The organism is Bradyrhizobium sp. (assembly GCF_030697065.1).
Lineage (GTDB): Bacteria > Pseudomonadota > Alphaproteobacteria > Rhizobiales > Xanthobacteraceae > Bradyrhizobium.
The window spans coordinates 1-15,094 of the sequence record NZ_JAUYQU010000139.1; the positions used below are offsets into that span (position 1 = coordinate 1).

The 15,094-nt window shown below is 64.5% G+C and carries 17 protein-coding genes and 1 pseudogene; 14 read left to right on the forward strand and 4 right to left on the reverse strand.

Going from position 1 to position 15,094, the window contains the following annotated elements; genetic code table 11:
• Positions 1-85: 85 nt before the first annotated feature.
• Positions 86-511 (reverse strand): TIGR02300 family protein, encoded by a 426-nt coding sequence (locus Q8R73_RS11105; protein WP_305719590.1) that lies wholly within the window; start codon positions 509-511, stop codon positions 86-88.
• 147 nt (positions 512-658) lie between these two features.
• Here Q8R73_RS11105 and aroA point away from each other — a divergent pair, with 147 nt between their 5' ends.
• The 10 genes from aroA to trpB all read left to right on the forward strand — a co-directional run bounded on the left by aroA (position 659) and on the right by trpB (position 9,675).
• Positions 659-1,996 carry a 3-phosphoshikimate 1-carboxyvinyltransferase gene (gene aroA, locus Q8R73_RS11110; RefSeq protein WP_305719591.1) on the forward strand — a complete coding sequence of 446 codons (1,338 nt, stop codon included), beginning with the start codon at positions 659-661 and terminating at the stop codon, positions 1,994-1,996.
• A 10-nt stretch (positions 1,997-2,006) separates the two neighbouring features.
• The gene (locus Q8R73_RS11115) at positions 2,007-2,612 is read left to right on the forward strand and encodes a hypothetical protein (RefSeq protein ID WP_305719592.1); all 606 of its coding nucleotides are present in this window, start codon (positions 2,007-2,009) and stop codon (positions 2,610-2,612) included.
• Positions 2,590-3,006, forward strand: a complete 417-nt coding sequence (locus Q8R73_RS11120) for a hypothetical protein (protein ID WP_305719593.1) — start codon at positions 2,590-2,592, stop codon at positions 3,004-3,006. The genes Q8R73_RS11115 and Q8R73_RS11120 overlap by 23 nt, the downstream gene beginning before the upstream one ends.
• A gap of 10 nt (positions 3,007-3,016) precedes the next feature.
• Positions 3,017-3,655: a (d)CMP kinase gene (gene cmk / locus Q8R73_RS11125; RefSeq protein ID WP_305719594.1), complete on the forward strand. Its 639-nt coding sequence runs from the start codon at positions 3,017-3,019 to the stop codon at positions 3,653-3,655.
• Positions 3,656-3,893: 238 nt separating this feature from the next.
• Positions 3,894-5,594 carry a 30S ribosomal protein S1 gene (gene rpsA / locus Q8R73_RS11130; protein ID WP_305719595.1) on the forward strand — a complete coding sequence of 567 codons (1,701 nt, stop codon included), beginning with the start codon at positions 3,894-3,896 and terminating at the stop codon, positions 5,592-5,594.
• A 207-nt stretch (positions 5,595-5,801) separates the two neighbouring features.
• Positions 5,802-6,782 carry a signal peptide peptidase SppA gene (gene sppA, locus Q8R73_RS11135; protein ID WP_305719596.1) on the forward strand — a complete coding sequence of 327 codons (981 nt, stop codon included), beginning with the start codon at positions 5,802-5,804 and terminating at the stop codon, positions 6,780-6,782.
• Between the two features lie 172 nt (positions 6,783-6,954).
• The gene (locus Q8R73_RS11140; RefSeq protein ID WP_305719597.1) at positions 6,955-7,260 is read left to right on the forward strand and encodes an integration host factor subunit beta; all 306 of its coding nucleotides are present in this window, start codon (positions 6,955-6,957) and stop codon (positions 7,258-7,260) included.
• 75 nt (positions 7,261-7,335) lie between these two features.
• Positions 7,336-7,728, forward strand: a complete 393-nt coding sequence (locus Q8R73_RS11145) for a LapA family protein (RefSeq protein WP_305719598.1) — start codon at positions 7,336-7,338, stop codon at positions 7,726-7,728.
• Between the two features lie 76 nt (positions 7,729-7,804).
• A complete protein-coding gene (locus tag Q8R73_RS11150) occupies positions 7,805-8,464 on the forward strand; it encodes a phosphoribosylanthranilate isomerase (RefSeq protein ID WP_305719599.1) in 660 nt (219 codons plus the stop codon).
• Complete coding sequence (gene trpB / locus Q8R73_RS11155) at positions 8,461-9,675, forward strand: tryptophan synthase subunit beta (RefSeq protein ID WP_305719600.1); 1,215 nt, start codon at positions 8,461-8,463, stop codon at positions 9,673-9,675. Before Q8R73_RS11150 ends, trpB begins: the two co-directional genes overlap by 4 nt.
• A gap of 82 nt (positions 9,676-9,757) precedes the next feature.
• Here trpB and Q8R73_RS11160 read toward each other — a convergent pair whose 3' ends face one another.
• Positions 9,758-10,102 (reverse strand): endonuclease domain-containing protein, encoded by a 345-nt coding sequence (locus Q8R73_RS11160; RefSeq protein WP_305719601.1) that lies wholly within the window; start codon positions 10,100-10,102, stop codon positions 9,758-9,760.
• A 72-nt stretch (positions 10,103-10,174) separates the two neighbouring features.
• Here Q8R73_RS11160 and trpA point away from each other — a divergent pair, with 72 nt between their 5' ends.
• The 4 genes from trpA (at position 10,175) to Q8R73_RS11180 (ending at position 14,166) form a co-directional block, all read left to right on the forward strand.
• A complete protein-coding gene (gene trpA / locus Q8R73_RS11165) occupies positions 10,175-11,011 on the forward strand; it encodes a tryptophan synthase subunit alpha (protein WP_305719602.1) in 837 nt (278 codons plus the stop codon).
• Positions 11,012-11,117: 106 nt separating this feature from the next.
• Positions 11,118-12,059: an acetyl-CoA carboxylase, carboxyltransferase subunit beta gene (gene accD / locus Q8R73_RS11170; protein WP_305719603.1), complete on the forward strand. Its 942-nt coding sequence runs from the start codon at positions 11,118-11,120 to the stop codon at positions 12,057-12,059.
• A complete protein-coding gene (locus tag Q8R73_RS11175) occupies positions 12,056-13,399 on the forward strand; it encodes a folylpolyglutamate synthase/dihydrofolate synthase family protein (protein ID WP_305719604.1) in 1,344 nt (447 codons plus the stop codon). Before accD ends, Q8R73_RS11175 begins: the two co-directional genes overlap by 4 nt.
• Before the next feature lie 26 nt (positions 13,400-13,425).
• Positions 13,426-14,166 (forward strand): metallophosphoesterase, encoded by a 741-nt coding sequence (locus Q8R73_RS11180; RefSeq protein ID WP_305719605.1) that lies wholly within the window; start codon positions 13,426-13,428, stop codon positions 14,164-14,166.
• 128 nt (positions 14,167-14,294) lie between these two features.
• Here the strand turns inward: Q8R73_RS11180 and trxA are convergent, their stop codons facing one another.
• On the reverse strand, positions 14,295-14,615 hold the full coding sequence (gene trxA / locus Q8R73_RS11185; RefSeq protein WP_192736238.1) for a thioredoxin: 321 nt from the start codon (positions 14,613-14,615) through the stop codon (positions 14,295-14,297).
• A 64-nt stretch (positions 14,616-14,679) separates the two neighbouring features.
• Positions 14,680-15,094 (reverse strand): annotated as a pseudogene (locus Q8R73_RS11190) (PD-(D/E)XK nuclease family protein); the annotation flags it as partial.

Consider the following 15,094-nt stretch of genomic DNA (forward strand, 5'->3'; position numbering starts at 1 on the left):
CCCAGCTGAGCTATGGCCCCTTAACTTTCCCGCGTGCCTTGGGCGACTCGCGGGGAAAAACCCTGAACACAGTTCAGGGTCGATCTCAAGTCTCTTCGTCGCTGCCGACGTCGCCGATGATGTCGGTGACGTCCTCGTCGCCCTCTTCCTCGTCGGCGAGGAAGGTGGACTCATCGTCATCGTCGGCTTCGATGGTCTCGTCGATGTCGATATCGTCCTCGGACTCCGGAACGTTCGCCTTGACCTTGCCGGTGTTCGCCTCGGCGTCGGCCTCCTCGAGCGGCACCAATTCCTCGGCCTCGGCGGGCTCCACGGCTTCTGCGGCCGAAGCAGCGGATGCGGCAGCCGCCGCGCGCGCGGCGGCGTCGGCGCGGGTCCGCGGCGGCGGAATCGGCGCGATCGGCACCACCTCGCCGGTATAGGGTGAGATCACCGGGTTCTTGTTGAGGTCGTAAAATTTCTTACCCGTCGTCGGGCAAATGCGTTTGGTTCCGAGATCGGATTTGGCCACGTGGGGAGTCCTGGGAATTTGTCGAAAAACGGTGCTTCACTTGGCTAGTTGCCACGCCCCTGTCAATAGCGCTCTGCGCGCATTCCGACAGTGGCGTGACGTGACACTGGCTATGTGGTACCTGCCGCCCCCGCAGAGGACACAATCTTGACCCAATCCGACCAGCCCACGCCGCTTGAATCCCGCGCCAGCGGCCCCCTGACCGGAAACGTCCGGGTTCCCGGCGACAAGTCGATTTCCCACCGCGCGCTGATCCTGGGCGCGCTGGTGGTCGGCGAAACCCGCATTTCGGGTCTGCTGGAGGGCGAAGACGTACTCAATACCGCCAAATCGATGCGGGCGCTGGGTGCGAAGGTGGAGCGAACCGGTCCGTTTGCATGGGTCGTGCGCGGCGTCGGCGTGGCCGGGTTCGCGCAGCCGCAAGCGCCGCTCGATTTCGGCAATTCAGGTACCGGCTGCCGGCTGGTGATGGGCGCCGTGGCCGGCTGCCCGATCACGGCCGTCTTCGATGGCGACGCGTCGCTGCGATCGCGGCCGATGCGGCGGATCGTGGATCCGCTGGCCTTGATGGGCGCCAGGGTGGTGGCGAGCGGCGAAGGCGGCCGGCTGCCGCTCACGCTGCAGGGCGCGCGCGATCCACTGCCGATCCTGTACCGCACGCCGGTGGCCTCGGCCCAGATCAAGTCTGCGGTGCTGCTGGCGGGGCTGGCGGCGCCGGGAATCACCACCGTGATCGAGACCGAGGCCAGCCGCGACCACACCGAACTGATGCTGAAGCATTTCGGGGCGCAGATCGTTTCGACCCCTGAAGGTGCCCACGGCCGCAAGATAGTGCTGACGGGACAACCCGAATTGCACGGCGCCGGTGTCGTGGTGCCGGCAGATCCATCATCGGCGGCGTTCCCGATCGTGGCGGCGCTGATCGTCGCGGGTTCCGACCTCGTGCTGTCCGATGTCATGACCAACCCGCTGCGCACGGGGCTGTTTACGACGCTGCGCGAAATGGGCGCTTCGATCGAGGAAAGCGAGGTTCGCGGCGATGCCGGCGAGCCGATGGCCCAGTTCCGGGTCCGCGCCTCGAAACTGCGCGGCGTCGAGGTGCCGCCGGAGCGCGCGCCCTCGATGATCGACGAATATCTGGTGCTGGCGGTGGCGGCCGCCTTTGCCGAAGGCACCACCATCATGCGCGGCCTGCAGGAATTGCGGGTCAAGGAATCCGACCGGCTGGAAGCCACCGCCGCCATGCTGCGCGTCAACGGCGTCAAGGTGGATATCTCGGGCGACGATCTGATCGTCGAAGGCAAAGGCCATGTGCCCGGCGGCGGCCTGGTCGCCACCCACATGGATCACCGCATCGCGATGTCGGCGCTGGTGATGGGGCTCGCCTCCGACAAGCCGGTCAAGGTCGACGACACCGCCTTCATCGCCACCTCTTTTCCGGATTTCATCCCGATGATGCGCGGGCTCGGCGCGGAGTTTTCATGAGGAGCGCGTGATGGCTGCAGCCTTCGAGCGGGAGGCGCTACTGGATGCGTTCGACCAGATCGGGCGCGCTGCGGTAAAGGCCGGAACGAAGCTGCAGATCGCGGTTTATGGCGGCTCCGCGCTGATGCTGGCGAGCAATTTCCGGTTTGCCACGGAGGATGTCGATGTCTCGCAACTTGAACATCCGCTGCCCGAGTGGCTGGCGGCAATCGTTCACGACATTGCCGAGAAGAATCGCTGGCAGGACGACTGGTTCAATGACGGGGTAGCATTCCATCTCAGCGCGCTCGCGGATCAAGCGATCGACCATCTGGAGTTTGGGACGTTCCCGAGGGATGGAACTCCGCCCGGACTTGCGGTGTCGGTGCCATCGGCAGAATACTTGCTCGCCCTGAAGCTCAAAGCTGCGCGCATCCTGGACCCGCTCCGCGGCGAAACCGAGCGGCTCGATATCCTGAACCTGATGCAGGTTGTCGGCATCTCGACGGTAGAGGACGCAATATCGTTGCTGGGAAGGTATTTTCCGGTCAGTGCCGCTTCCTCCGAGAAGCAGCGTTTTCTGTTGAAGAACATGAACCGTGACGGAGGGATCGATGCGCCCAAATACCCTCGCTGACGCCGTTGAGAGGATTCAGGCCGGCTCGGAGCGATCTGCTGTTCTCGCTGAATTCGTCGATGCGTTCGATTTGGCGACAACGGACCAGGCACGGTACGCGTCGATCGAGCGGGAGCCGAAATTGACGGGCGACGTCAAGCTCGATGCGCTTGTCGGCGCGATCGCCGAATACCTCGCCAAGCAGCGCCGGCTCGGCCGCGTTCCGCCATGGGCTTCCGATCCGGCGCGCCGGTTGCCAAGTCCCTGGTTTACGACGGCCTCGCCATCGGACGCCATGCGGGAATACCTGACCTTCGCCAGCCCGGCCGAATTCGCATCGCGCAACATTTTCACCGAGGAACGGCCGCTCCGGCGCGCCCGTGGCCCGCAACCCGCCAAGACCCAGGCAAGTTAGACAGGCCAGCATGATCATCGCCATCGACGGACCCGCAGCCTCGGGCAAGGGCACGCTGGGCAAGCGGCTCGCCCAACACTACCACTATCGTCATCTGGATACCGGCGTGATCTACCGCGCGGTGGCCAAGGCGCTGCTGGACGCGGGGGCCGACCTGACCGACGAGAACCTCGCGGTCGCCGCCGCAATGGAACTCGACCCCGAAAAATTCGGAAATCCCGCCCTGAAGACCCAATTGGTCGGCGAAGCCGCTTCGGTGGTCTCGGCCATCCCCAGGGTACGGGAAGCACTGGTCAGTTTTCAGCGCCAGTTCGCCGCCGATCCGCCGGGCGCAGTGCTCGACGGCCGCGATATCGGCACGGTGATCTGTCCCCATGCCGAGGTGAAAATCTTTGTCATCGCCGATCCCGGAGTTCGGGCTCGCCGCCGTACCCTGGAGGCGCGGGCCCGTGGCGAGGACGCCGACGAGGCTCTGGTGCTGGCCGACATCCTCAGGCGCGACGAACGCGACCAGAACAGGGCGACGGCGCCCCTGAAGGCTGCTGCGGATGCACACTTGCTCGATAACTCGCATTTGGATATAGAAAGCGGCGTCCGGGCCGCCATCGACATTGTCGAGGCCGTCCGAGCGGGCCGGCTTCGGGTTTGAGCGCTTCTCAAACAAAACCGCAGCCGTCATTGGAGGAAAGCCCGCTCCAGGTCTTTGAAGTCGATACGCTCGTTTCAGGTCCCGGATGCAATCAACGTATCGAACGTGCAGGCATGCTGCCGGCCCGCTCTCGCGATTTTTTTGCGAGGCGGTCGTCAGGGTTTGCGGAACCCCGACACTTCACGCCCGATACGCCCCGTAACCCGAATGGCCGGCGACACCCGCATCTGGAGAACAAATGGCTTCGACTGCTACCTATAACCCTTCCCGCGACGATTTCGCCGCGATGCTCGATGAATCCTTTGCCGGCGGCAATCTGCAGGAAAGCTCCGTCATCAAGGGCATCGTTGTTGCGATCGAGAAGGACATGGCCGTCATCGACGTCGGCCTGAAGACCGAAGGCCGCGTGGCGCTGCGCGAATTCGCAGGGCCCGGCAAGGAAAGCGAACTTAAAGTCGGCGACGAGGTCGAGGTGTTCCTCGACCGCATCGAGAATGCGCTCGGCGAAGCCGTGCTGTCGCGCGACAAGGCGCGCCGCGAGGAAAGCTGGGGCAAGCTCGAGAAGGCCTTCAACAACAACGAGAAGGTTCACGGCGTCATCTTCAACCAGGTCAAGGGCGGCTTCACCGTCGATCTCGACGGCGCAGTGGCCTTCCTGCCGCGCAGCCAGGTCGACATCCGTCCGATCCGCGACGTCGCGCCCTTGATGAACAATTCGCAGCCGTTCCAGATCCTGAAGATGGATCGTCGCCGCGGCAACATCGTGGTGTCGCGCCGCACGGTTCTCGAAGAGACCCGCGCCGAACAGCGCCAGGAACTGGTGCAGAACCTCGAAGAGGGCCAGGTCATCGACGGCGTCGTCAAGAACATCACCGATTACGGTGCGTTCGTCGACCTCGGCGGCATCGACGGCCTGCTGCACGTCACCGATATCGCCTGGCGCCGGGTCAATCACCCGACCGAGGTGCTGACCATCGGCCAGACCGTCAAGGTCAAGATCATCAAGATCAACCACGAGACCCACCGCATTTCGCTAGGCATGAAGCAGTTGCTGGACGATCCGTGGCAGGGCATCGAGGCGAAGTATCCGCTCAATGCGCGCTTCACCGGCCGCGTCACCAACATCACCGACTACGGCGCGTTCGTCGAACTGGAGCCGGGCATCGAAGGCCTGATCCACGTCTCGGAAATGTCGTGGACCAAGAAGAACATGCATCCCGGCAAGATCGTTTCGACCTCGCAGGAAGTCGAAGTGCAGGTTCTCGAGGTCGATTCGGTCAAGCGCCGCATTTCGCTCGGCCTCAAGCAGACCATGCGCAATCCCTGGGAAGTGTTCGTCGAGAAGTTCCCGGTCGGCGCCACGGTCGAAGGCGAAGTCAAGAACAAGACCGAGTTCGGCCTGTTCCTGGGTCTCGAAGGCGATGTCGACGGCATGGTCCATCTGTCCGACCTCGACTGGAAGCTTCCGGGCGAGCAGGTGATCGACAACTTCAAGAAGGGCGACATGGTCAAGGCCATCGTGCTCGATGTCGATGTCGAGAAGGAGCGCATCTCGCTCGGCGTCAAGCAGCTCGAAGGCGATCCCTTCGCCGAGCCGGGCGACGTCAAGAAGGGCGCGGTCGTGACCTGCGAAGTGCTCGAAGTGAAGGAAAGCGGCATCGAGGTGAAAATCACCGGTACCGACTTCTCGACCTTCATCAAGCGCTCCGAACTGGCGCGCGAGCGTTCCGATCAGCGCGCCGAGCGTTTTGCCGTCGGCGAAAAGGTCGATGCGCGGGTGATCCAGTTCGACAAGAAGGCCCGCAAGGTGCAGGTCTCGATCAAGGCACTGGAAGTCGCCGAAGAGAAGGAAGCCATCGCGCAATACGGCTCCTCCGATTCGGGGGCGACGCTGGGCGACATTCTCGGCACCGCGCTCAAGCAGCGCACCGACAAGTAAGTTCCGCCTGCTCGTCCCGATCAATGGGCTCCGGTTACGACCGGGGCCCTTTTTCGTCCACCCGGACCGGGGCGCAATTGCGCCAGGGGCCAGAGCCTTGTTTTCTTCATATTGCATCGCAATTGATGTAATTGAGGCACGATATATTAGGGCTGCGCGGAGAATACCGTGCCGCCCTTCAACGACCGCTCCGCAGGAGAATTCACGATGTCGCTTGATTCAGACGTGATCGTCGATCGCCGCCGGATCCGCCGCAAGCTGACGTTCTGGCGGGTGCTCGCCGCCCTGGTCGTGATCGCGGCCATCGTCACGGTTGCCGTGGTGGCGACGCCGGCCGGACGCGGCGCGTTCACGACGTCGGGCTCGATCGCGCGGATCAAGATCGATGGCCTCATTCGCAGCGACAGTACGCGCGTCGAGGCGCTGGAGCGGCTGGAGAAATCCAGTGCCGCGGCCGTCGTCGTGCACATCAATTCGCCGGGCGGCACCACGGCCGGCTCCGAGCAGCTCTATGACGCGCTGGTGCGCCTGAAGGCGAAGAAGCCGATGGTGGTCGTGGTCGAGGGACTGGCGGCATCGGGCGGCTACATCAGCGCGATCGCGGCCGATCATATCGTGGCGCAGCAAAGCTCGCTGGTCGGCTCGATCGGTGTCCTGTTCCAGTATCCGAATTTCAGCGAATTGATGAAAACCGTCGGCATCAAGGTCGAGGAGGTAAAGTCCTCGCCGCTGAAAGCCGCGCCCAACGGCTTCGAGCCGACCAGTCCTGAGGCGCGCGCAGCGCTCGATTCGCTGGTCAAGGATTCCTACGCCTGGTTCCGCGGCCTAGTAAAGCAGCGGCGCGGCATGGACGACGCGTTGCTCGAGAAAGTCGCGGACGGGCGGGTCTTCACCGGCCGCCAGGCGGTCGAACTCAAGCTGGTCGATGCGCTCGGCGACGAGAAGACCGCTGTCGCCTGGCTGGTCGCCGAGAAAAACGTCAAGCGCAATCTGCCGGTGCGCGATTTCAAGCTGACGCCGCGCCTCGGCGACCTGACATTTCTGCGAACGGCGGCCTCGTTTACACTGGACGCGCTCGGGCTCAGCGTGATCGCGCGCCAGGTCGAGCATGCCGGCCTGGTCCAGGCCGTCGATCGCCTCGGTCTCGATGGAATGCTGGCATTGTGGCAGCCTGCGGGGACCAATTGATCCGCATCAGTCGGGTGTCGGCGCCGTCTTCCCGCATTGCGGGTATCGTCGCAATCCTGAATCCGGCCGTTTGTCACGCCTTTTCGCGTCGTCCAAATTCGATTTAGCGTCTTGACAGTTCAAGCTATTTTCACGGAAATGCATAGTCGCATACTACCGGGTCCGCATCTCGATGATCAAATCCGAACTTGTTCAGCGTATCGCCGAGCACAACCCGCACCTCTATCAGCGGGATGTCGAGAATATCGTGAACGCGATCCTGGATGAGATCGTGGCAGCTCTGGCGCGCGGCGACCGGGTCGAACTGCGCGGGTTCGGCGCGTTCTCGGTCAAGCATCGCCCCGCCCGTGCCGGCCGCAACCCGCGCACCGGCGCACATGTACCGGTCGATCAGAAGAGCGTTCCGTTTTTCAAGACCGGCAAGGAAATGCGCGAACGACTGAACCGTGACGGCGCAACTCCCGAGGTCGGCGCGTAGGCGTCGCGTACCGGCGTCACTCCGCCGACTGTGGCGGGAGACACAGGCCGGCCTTCGTCAATGCGAGAGATGATCATGCGAAAATTCTTCTCCGCTCTGGTACTGGTTCCGCTGGGTCTGTTCTTCCTGATCTTTGCGGTCGCCAACCGCCATCTGGTAACGGTGTCGTTCGATCCGTTCAATTCGAGCTATCCGACGGTCGCGGTGACGCTGCCGCTGTTTGTGATCATCATCGTGGTGGCGATCCTCGGCGTGGTGGCGGGCGGGACGGCAACCTGGTTCCGGCAGGGCCACTGGCGGCGCTCCGCGCGCCGGCATGAGGCCGACGCCCGGGCCGCGCGGTCGCAACTGGCCGATCTGCGGGCGGGCGCAGCCGTCCAGCGCAGCGACCAGCAGCGCCTTCCCGCGTTGACGCTGGGCAACGCTTATGGGTCCGGCGGGCGAGACAAGCAGGACGCGACGTTGTAGAACCCGCCCCGTCTGCTGCCTTGCCGAGGCCTGCCGTGGCCACCCGACACATGCTTTGAAAAACAGATTTGAAACCATGTCCCTGATCGTGAAAATCTGCGGCCTGTCCACGCGCGAGACGCTCGACGTCGCGCTGCAGGCCGGCGCGGACATGGTCGGATTCGTGTTCTTTCCGCCCTCGCCCCGACATGTCGGCCTCGAGGCCGCGCGCGAACTCGGCCAACAGGCCAAGGGCCGCGCCCTCAAGGTGGCGCTTACGGTCGATGCCGACGACGCCACGCTCGCCAATGTCGTGGAGGCACTGCGGCCGGATATTCTGCAGGTACATGGCAAGGAAACCGTGGCGCGGCTGCGCGACATCAAGCGGACCTTCGGATTGCCGGTCATGAAGGCGATGGCGGTGGAGACCGCGGCCGATCTGGCGCCGCTGCCGGGCTATGCCGCGGTGGTCGATCGCATCCTGTTCGATGCCCGCGCGCCGAAGGACGCCACCCGTCCCGGCGGGCTCGGCGCGGTGTTCGACTGGCATGTGCTGGAAGGGCTCGCTCTCGATCTGCCCTTCATGGTCTCGGGCGGCCTGCATGCCGGCAATGTCGCGGAAGCCGTACGCATCACCCGCGCCGGCGGCATCGACGTTTCCTCCGGCGTCGAGCGCGCGCCCGGCATCAAGGATCCCAACATGATCCACAGTTTCATTCGCGCCGCGCGCGCCACCGAAGAGTTGATGGTCCGATGAATCCCAATCTTCCGAACTCGTTCCGCAGCGGCCCTGACGACACCGGGCATTTCGGCAATTTCGGCGGCCGCTTCGTCGCGGAAACGCTGATGCCGCTGATCCTCGAACTGGAAAAGGCCTATGCCGACGCCAAGGCAGACCCGGCATTCCACGCCGAAATGAACGGCTATCTCAAACACTATGTCGGCCGGCCGTCGCCGCTGTATTTCGCCGAGCGGCTGACGGAACATCTCGGCGGCGCCAGGATCTATTTCAAGCGCGAGGAGCTCAACCACACCGGCTCGCACAAGGTCAACAATGTGCTCGGCCAGATCATGGTGGCGCGGCGGATGGGCAAGAAGCGCATCATCGCCGAGACCGGTGCCGGCCAGCACGGCGTCGCCACCGCCACTTTGTGCGCGCGGTTCGGGCTCGAATGCATCGTCTATATGGGAGCGGTCGACGTCGCGCGTCAGGCGCCCAATGTGTTCCGGATGGAAATGCTGGGCGCCAGGGTCGTCCCGGTGCAGTCGGGCACACGCACGCTGAAGGACGCGATGAACGAGGCGCTGCGTGACTGGGTCACCAACGTGCATGATACGTTTTACTGCATCGGCACCGTCGCCGGCCCGCATCCCTATCCGATGATGGTGCGCGACTTCCAGTCGATCATCGGTGTCGAGACCCGCGCCCAGATGCAGGAGGCCGAAGGCCGGCTGCCGGATTCGCTGGTCGCCTGCATCGGCGGCGGCTCCAATGCGATCGGCCTGTTTCATCCGTTTCTCGATGACCCAGGCGTCGAGATATTCGGCGTCGAGGCGGCGGGCCACGGCCTGACGCAGCTGCACGCGGCCTCGATCGCGGGCGGCCGGGCGGGCGTGCTGCACGGCAACCGTACCTATCTGCTGATGGACGATGACGGCCAGATCCAGGACGCGCATTCGATTTCGGCGGGGCTGGATTACCCCGGCATCGGCCCGGAGCATTCCTGGCTGTACGAGACCAGGCGTGTCACCTATCTCAGCGCCACCGACGACGAGGCGCTGGCCGCGTTCCAGCTGCTGTCGCGGCAGGAAGGCATCATCCCCGCGCTGGAAACGGCACACGCGATCGCCAAGGTGATGGAACTCGCGCCGAAGCGGCCCAGGGATCACCTGATGGTGGTCAACCTCTCCGGCCGCGGCGACAAGGACATCCCGCAGGTGGCGGAAATTTTGCGGGGGAAGAAGTGAACATTGGGCGTCGCCACTTTCTTTACCTCTCCCCGTCGGGGAGAGGTCGGCTGCGCAGCAGCCGGGTGAGGGGTCTTTCGGCTCACTCTGATCGAAGCGTAGTTTCGATCATTTCGAGGACACCCTCGAGATTGTCGTACACGTCGGTATTGGTAACGCGGACGACGAGAAATCCGCAGGCCTCCAATACGTCGGTCCGGGCTTTGTCTCGCGCCAGTTCCGACGGCTCGGCGTGCGTCACGCCATCGACTTCGACGATCAGTTTTCCGTCGAGTGTCACGAAATCGACGATGTACCGATCGATCGAATGCTGGCGGCGAAACTTCCAGCGCGCCAGCCGCCGATTGCGCAACGCCTGCCAAAGTTTCGCCTCTGCGCTCGTTTGTGACGAGCGAAGGTTTCGGGCTCTCTCCTTGAACTTGTCCATCCCCCTCACCCGGCTGCTGCGCAGCCGACCTCTCCCCGGCGGGGAGAGGTATAGCACAGCGGGCGCCGCATCATGACCACCCGCATCGATGCCCGGTTCGCAGAACTGAAAAAACAGGGCCGCTCGGCTTTCGTCACCTTCCTGATGGCCGGCGATCCCGATCCAGCGACCTCGCTTGCGATCGTCCAGGCGCTGCCGAAGGCCGGTGCTGATATCATCGAGATCGGCATGCCCTTTACCGATCCGATGGCGGATGGTCCGTCGATTCAAGCGGCGGGAATGCGCGCGCTGAAGGCCGGCATGACCTTGAAGAAGACGCTGGCGATGGTCGGCGAGTTTCGCAAAAGCGACAACGCGACGCCGCTGGTTCTGATGGGCTACTACAATCCGATCTACATCTACGGCGTCGACAGGTTCCTCGTCGATGCCAATGCCGCCGGGGTCGACGGGCTGATCATCGTCGACCTGCCGCCGGAGGAAGACGCCGAATTGTGCCTGCCGGCGATGAAGGCGGGGCTGAATTTCATCCGGCTGGCGACGCCGACGACCGACGACAAGCGGCTGCCCGCCGTGCTCGCCAATACCTCCGGCTTTGTCTATTACGTCTCGATTACCGGCATCACCGGCAGTGCCAGCGCTGATACCGCCGTGGTCGGCGAAGCGGTCGCCCGCATCAAGCGGCATACCAAACTGCCGGTTTGCGTCGGCTTCGGCATCCGGACCCCGGAGGCGGCCCGCGGCATCGCCGAGACCGCCGATGGCGCCGTGGTCGGTACCGCGCTGGTCGATGCGCTGGCTGCCAGCCTCGATGCCGGGGGCCAGGCGACCGCGAAAACCGTTGGCGCCGTCGCCGATCTGGTATCCGCCCTGGCCCACGGGGTCCGGGGCGCCAAACAGGCCGCCGAATAAGCCACAATTGCGGTGGAGATAGACCCTTGGCGGCGGCTTGCCGGAGCATGCCCGCACCGCCATATATTCCAGTTGATGCGGATATCACCGCATTTCGGAGCGAAGCATGAATTGGCTCACCAACGTCGTCCGGCCGAAGATCCGGAGCATCCTGCGCCGCGAGACGCCGGAGAATCTGTGGATCAAGTGCCCGGATTCCGGGCAGCTGGTGTTCTACAAGGACGTCGAGGCCAACCAGTTCGTGATTCCCGGATCGAACTATCACATGCGCATGGGCGCGGTGGCGCGGCTGAAATCGGTGTTCGATAACGAGACCTGGTTCGACGTGGCGCTGCCCGAGGTGACCGCCGACCCGCTGAAATTCCGCGACGAGCGCAAATATGCCGACCGCATCAAGGATGCGCGCGCCCGGACCGGGCTGAACGATGCCATCAAGGTCGGCTACGGCAAGCTCGAGGGCGCCGGCGTCGTGATCGCGGTGCAGGATTTCGATTTCATGGGCGGCTCGCTCGGCATGGCCGCGGGCGAGGCGATCGTGCGCGGGCTCGAGCTCGCGGTCGAAAAGAATGCGCCGTTCATCGTATTCGCGGCCTCCGGCGGCGCCCGCATGCAGGAAGGCATCTTGTCCCTCATGCAGATGCCGCGCACCACCGTCGGCGTGCAGATGCTGCGGGAAATCAAGCAGCCCTATATCGTAGTGTTGACCAACCCGACCACCGGCGGCGTCACCGCCTCCTATGCCATGCTGGGCGACGTGCAGATCGCCGAGCCCGGTGCGCTGATCGGCTTTGCCGGCGCGCGCGTGATTGAGCAGACCATCCGCGAGAAACTGCCGGAAGGGTTTCAGCGCGCGGAATATCTGAAAGACCACGGCATGGTCGACATGGTGGTGCATCGCCACGATCTGCGACCGACTCTGGCGCGGCTGTGCCGGCTGCTGACCAAATCGCCGGCGGCGGAAACCGCCGCTAAGCCCGCAACCCCCGCGATCGAGCCGGACGATATCGATTCAGGTGCGGATACGGCGACGGCAGCACCCCAGGCGTGAACCCACCTGCGGCCAATCGAGATCAGCCGCTCGGCGAATTGATCGCACGGCTGACCGCGCTGCACCCCGATCGGATCGATCTCGGCCTGGAGCGGATGCAGCTGCTGCTGCAGCGGCTCGAACATCCCGAACACAATCTTCCGCCGGTGATTCACGTCGCCGGCACCAATGGCAAGGGTTCGACGATCGCCTATCTGCGGGCGATCCTGGAAGCCGCGAACCTGCGCGTTCACGCCTATACCTCGCCCTCCTTGGTGCGGATCAACGAATGCTATCGGCTGGGCGCAGCGAGCGGCGGCGCGCTGGTCGGCGATGAAGAGCTGCGCGCGGCGCTGGAGCATTGCGAGCGGGCCAATGCCGGCGCGCCCATCACCCTTTTCGAGATCGAAACCGCGGCGGCATTCTGCCTGTTCGCGCAGCACCCGGCCGATGTGGTGCTGCTGGAAGTCGGTCTCGGCGGCCGGCTCGATGCCACCAATGTGATCGAGTCGCCGCTGGCGACCGTGATCGCGCCTGTCAGCATGGACCACACCGAGTTTCTCGGCGACACGCTGACGACGATTGCCGGCGAGAAGGCCGCCATCATCAAGCGCCATGTGCCGGTGATCTGCGCCGAGCAATCGCCCGACGCCTTCGCCATCATCGAGGCGCAGGCGAAGCGCATGCACGCGCCGCTGTATGGCGCCGGGCAGGAGTGGCATGTCGGGGTCGAGCGCGGACGGCTGGTCTATCAGGACGAACGCGGCTTGATGGATCTGGCGGCGCCCAAATTGTTTGGCCGGCATCAGTTCGACAATGCCGGGCTCGCCATAGCGACCCTGCGCGCGCTGGATACCCTCAAGGTCGACGCCGCGGCCTTCGAGGCCGGCATCGTCAGCGCCGAATGGCCGGCGCGGATGCAGCGGCTGGCGTCGGGCGCGCTGGTCGATCAGGCCCCGCCGGGCTGCGAAGTCTGGCTCGACGGCGGGCACAATGCCGAGGGCGGGCGCGTCGTCGCGGCCGCGCTGGGCGATCTCGAAGAGCGGGTATCGCGGCCGCTGGTGGTGATAACAGGCATGATGGCCAGCAAGGATGCCAGCGGCTTTCTCGCCAATTTCGCCGGCCTCACCCGCCACATCATCGCGGTGCCGATACCGGGTCTCGACCATGCGATGTCGCCGGACCGGCTGGCGGATGCCGCCCGCGCGCTCGGCATGCGCGTGGAAACGCTGGGCAGTGTCGAGGCCGGCTTGCGTTCGCTGGCGCGGCTGGCCTATGAGGTGCCGCCGCGCATCCTGATCACGGGGTCGCTGTATCTGGCGGGGCAGGTGCTCGCCGACAACGGTACCCCGCCGAGATAGAGAGACGAACCATAACAGGAACCGCCATGCGCTTTGCCGCGATCGCCGATGTGCACGGAAACTGTCTCGCCCTCGAAGCCGTGATCGCCGATATCCGCGCGCAAGGAATCGATGCGATCGTCAACCTCGGCGATATGGCCAGCAGCCCGCTGGAAGCAGGGCGGACGATGGATGCGCTGATGGCCCTCGATGCCGTCCATGTGCTCGGCAATCATGACCGCTATCTGATCGACCGGCCGCCGGAGAAGATGGGCTCGTGGGACCGGCCTGCCCACGCGCAACTGGACGCAAAACACCTCGCCTGGCTGCGGACCATACCGCCGACGCTGGTCTATCGCGATCAGGTCTTTCTCTGCCACGCCACACCCGGCAATGACGACCTCTACTGGCTGGAGACGGTGAAGCCCGACGGCTCGGTCACGCTGTCGGCGCGGGAGATCATCGAAAAGGAAGCGGAGGGAATTTCCCAGTCGCTGATTCTGTGCGCCCATACCCACATCGCGCGCGCGGTCCGGCTCGGCGACGGCCGCATGGTGGTCAACCCCGGCAGCGTCGGCGTCCCCGGCTTCTCCTACAATGTGCCGTATCCGCATCTGATCGAGGCCGGCACGCCGGACGCGCGCTACGCGATCCTGGAACTGGTCGGCAGCGCGTGGCGCGTGACCTTCCGGCACGTGCCGTACGATCACGAGGCGATGGCGGCGCTGGCGCGGCGCAACGGCTATCCGGAATTCGCATCCGCGCTGGCGACCGGATGGGTGCGGTAGAGGCAAGCGGCAGCGGATCGGCCGTCTTCCCTCCCCCGCAAGCGGGAGAGGGGAATAGGAGCATCCCACCAAACGCAAACGGCCGGCGAAGCGCCGGCCGTCAGAACCAGATGATTGCGAGACCTGGATCAGACCGCAGCGGTAATCCACTGCTGCAGCTTCGCCTTCGGCGCGGCGCCGACCTGGCGGGAAGCCATCTCGCCGCCCTTGAAGATCATCAGGGTCGGGATCGACATCACGCCGTATTTCGAGGCCGTCTTCGGGCTCTCGTCGACGTTCAATTTCACGATCTTGACCTTATCACCCATCGCGCCGGAAATCTCGTCGAGCGCGGGTGCGATCATGCGGCAGGGGCCGCACCATTCGGCCCAGAAATCGACCACGACCGGCCCGGTCGCGTTGAGCACTTCGGCTTCGAAATCGGCGTCAGAAACCTTGCCAACGGCCATGGAAATACCTCGTTCGGTTGGGGAAGACGCGGGATAAGAATCGCCGCCGGATCATGCAATCAACCTATGAACGCGGTCTTGCCGGGTCAAGCTCGGTCATCCCCCCGGACCACGGTTGCCAGTTGTGCGTCCAGCGCAGGAGTGGATATCTCCATCAAATCAGGGGTTTCAGTCCAGAGCAGCGCGGCGCGAACCGGCAATTGGGGATAAAGCTTCTGCAGTACCGCCCGGTAGAGTGCGAGTTGCCGGATATAGCCCAGGGGAGCTTCGGCCTCGGCGGTCGGCGGAGCGTGATTCGTCTTGAAATCGACGATCAGGACCTCGGCCGGGGTCACCACCAGCCGGTCGATCTGCCCCGAAACCAGTGCGGGAGGGCGTCCCGGCCGCTCCAGCCGCCCGGCAATCGAGACCTCGGCCCGGCTGCCGGGCGCGAATACCGGGGCAAAGCGCGGATCCCCGATCAGCGCCAGCATGCCGTT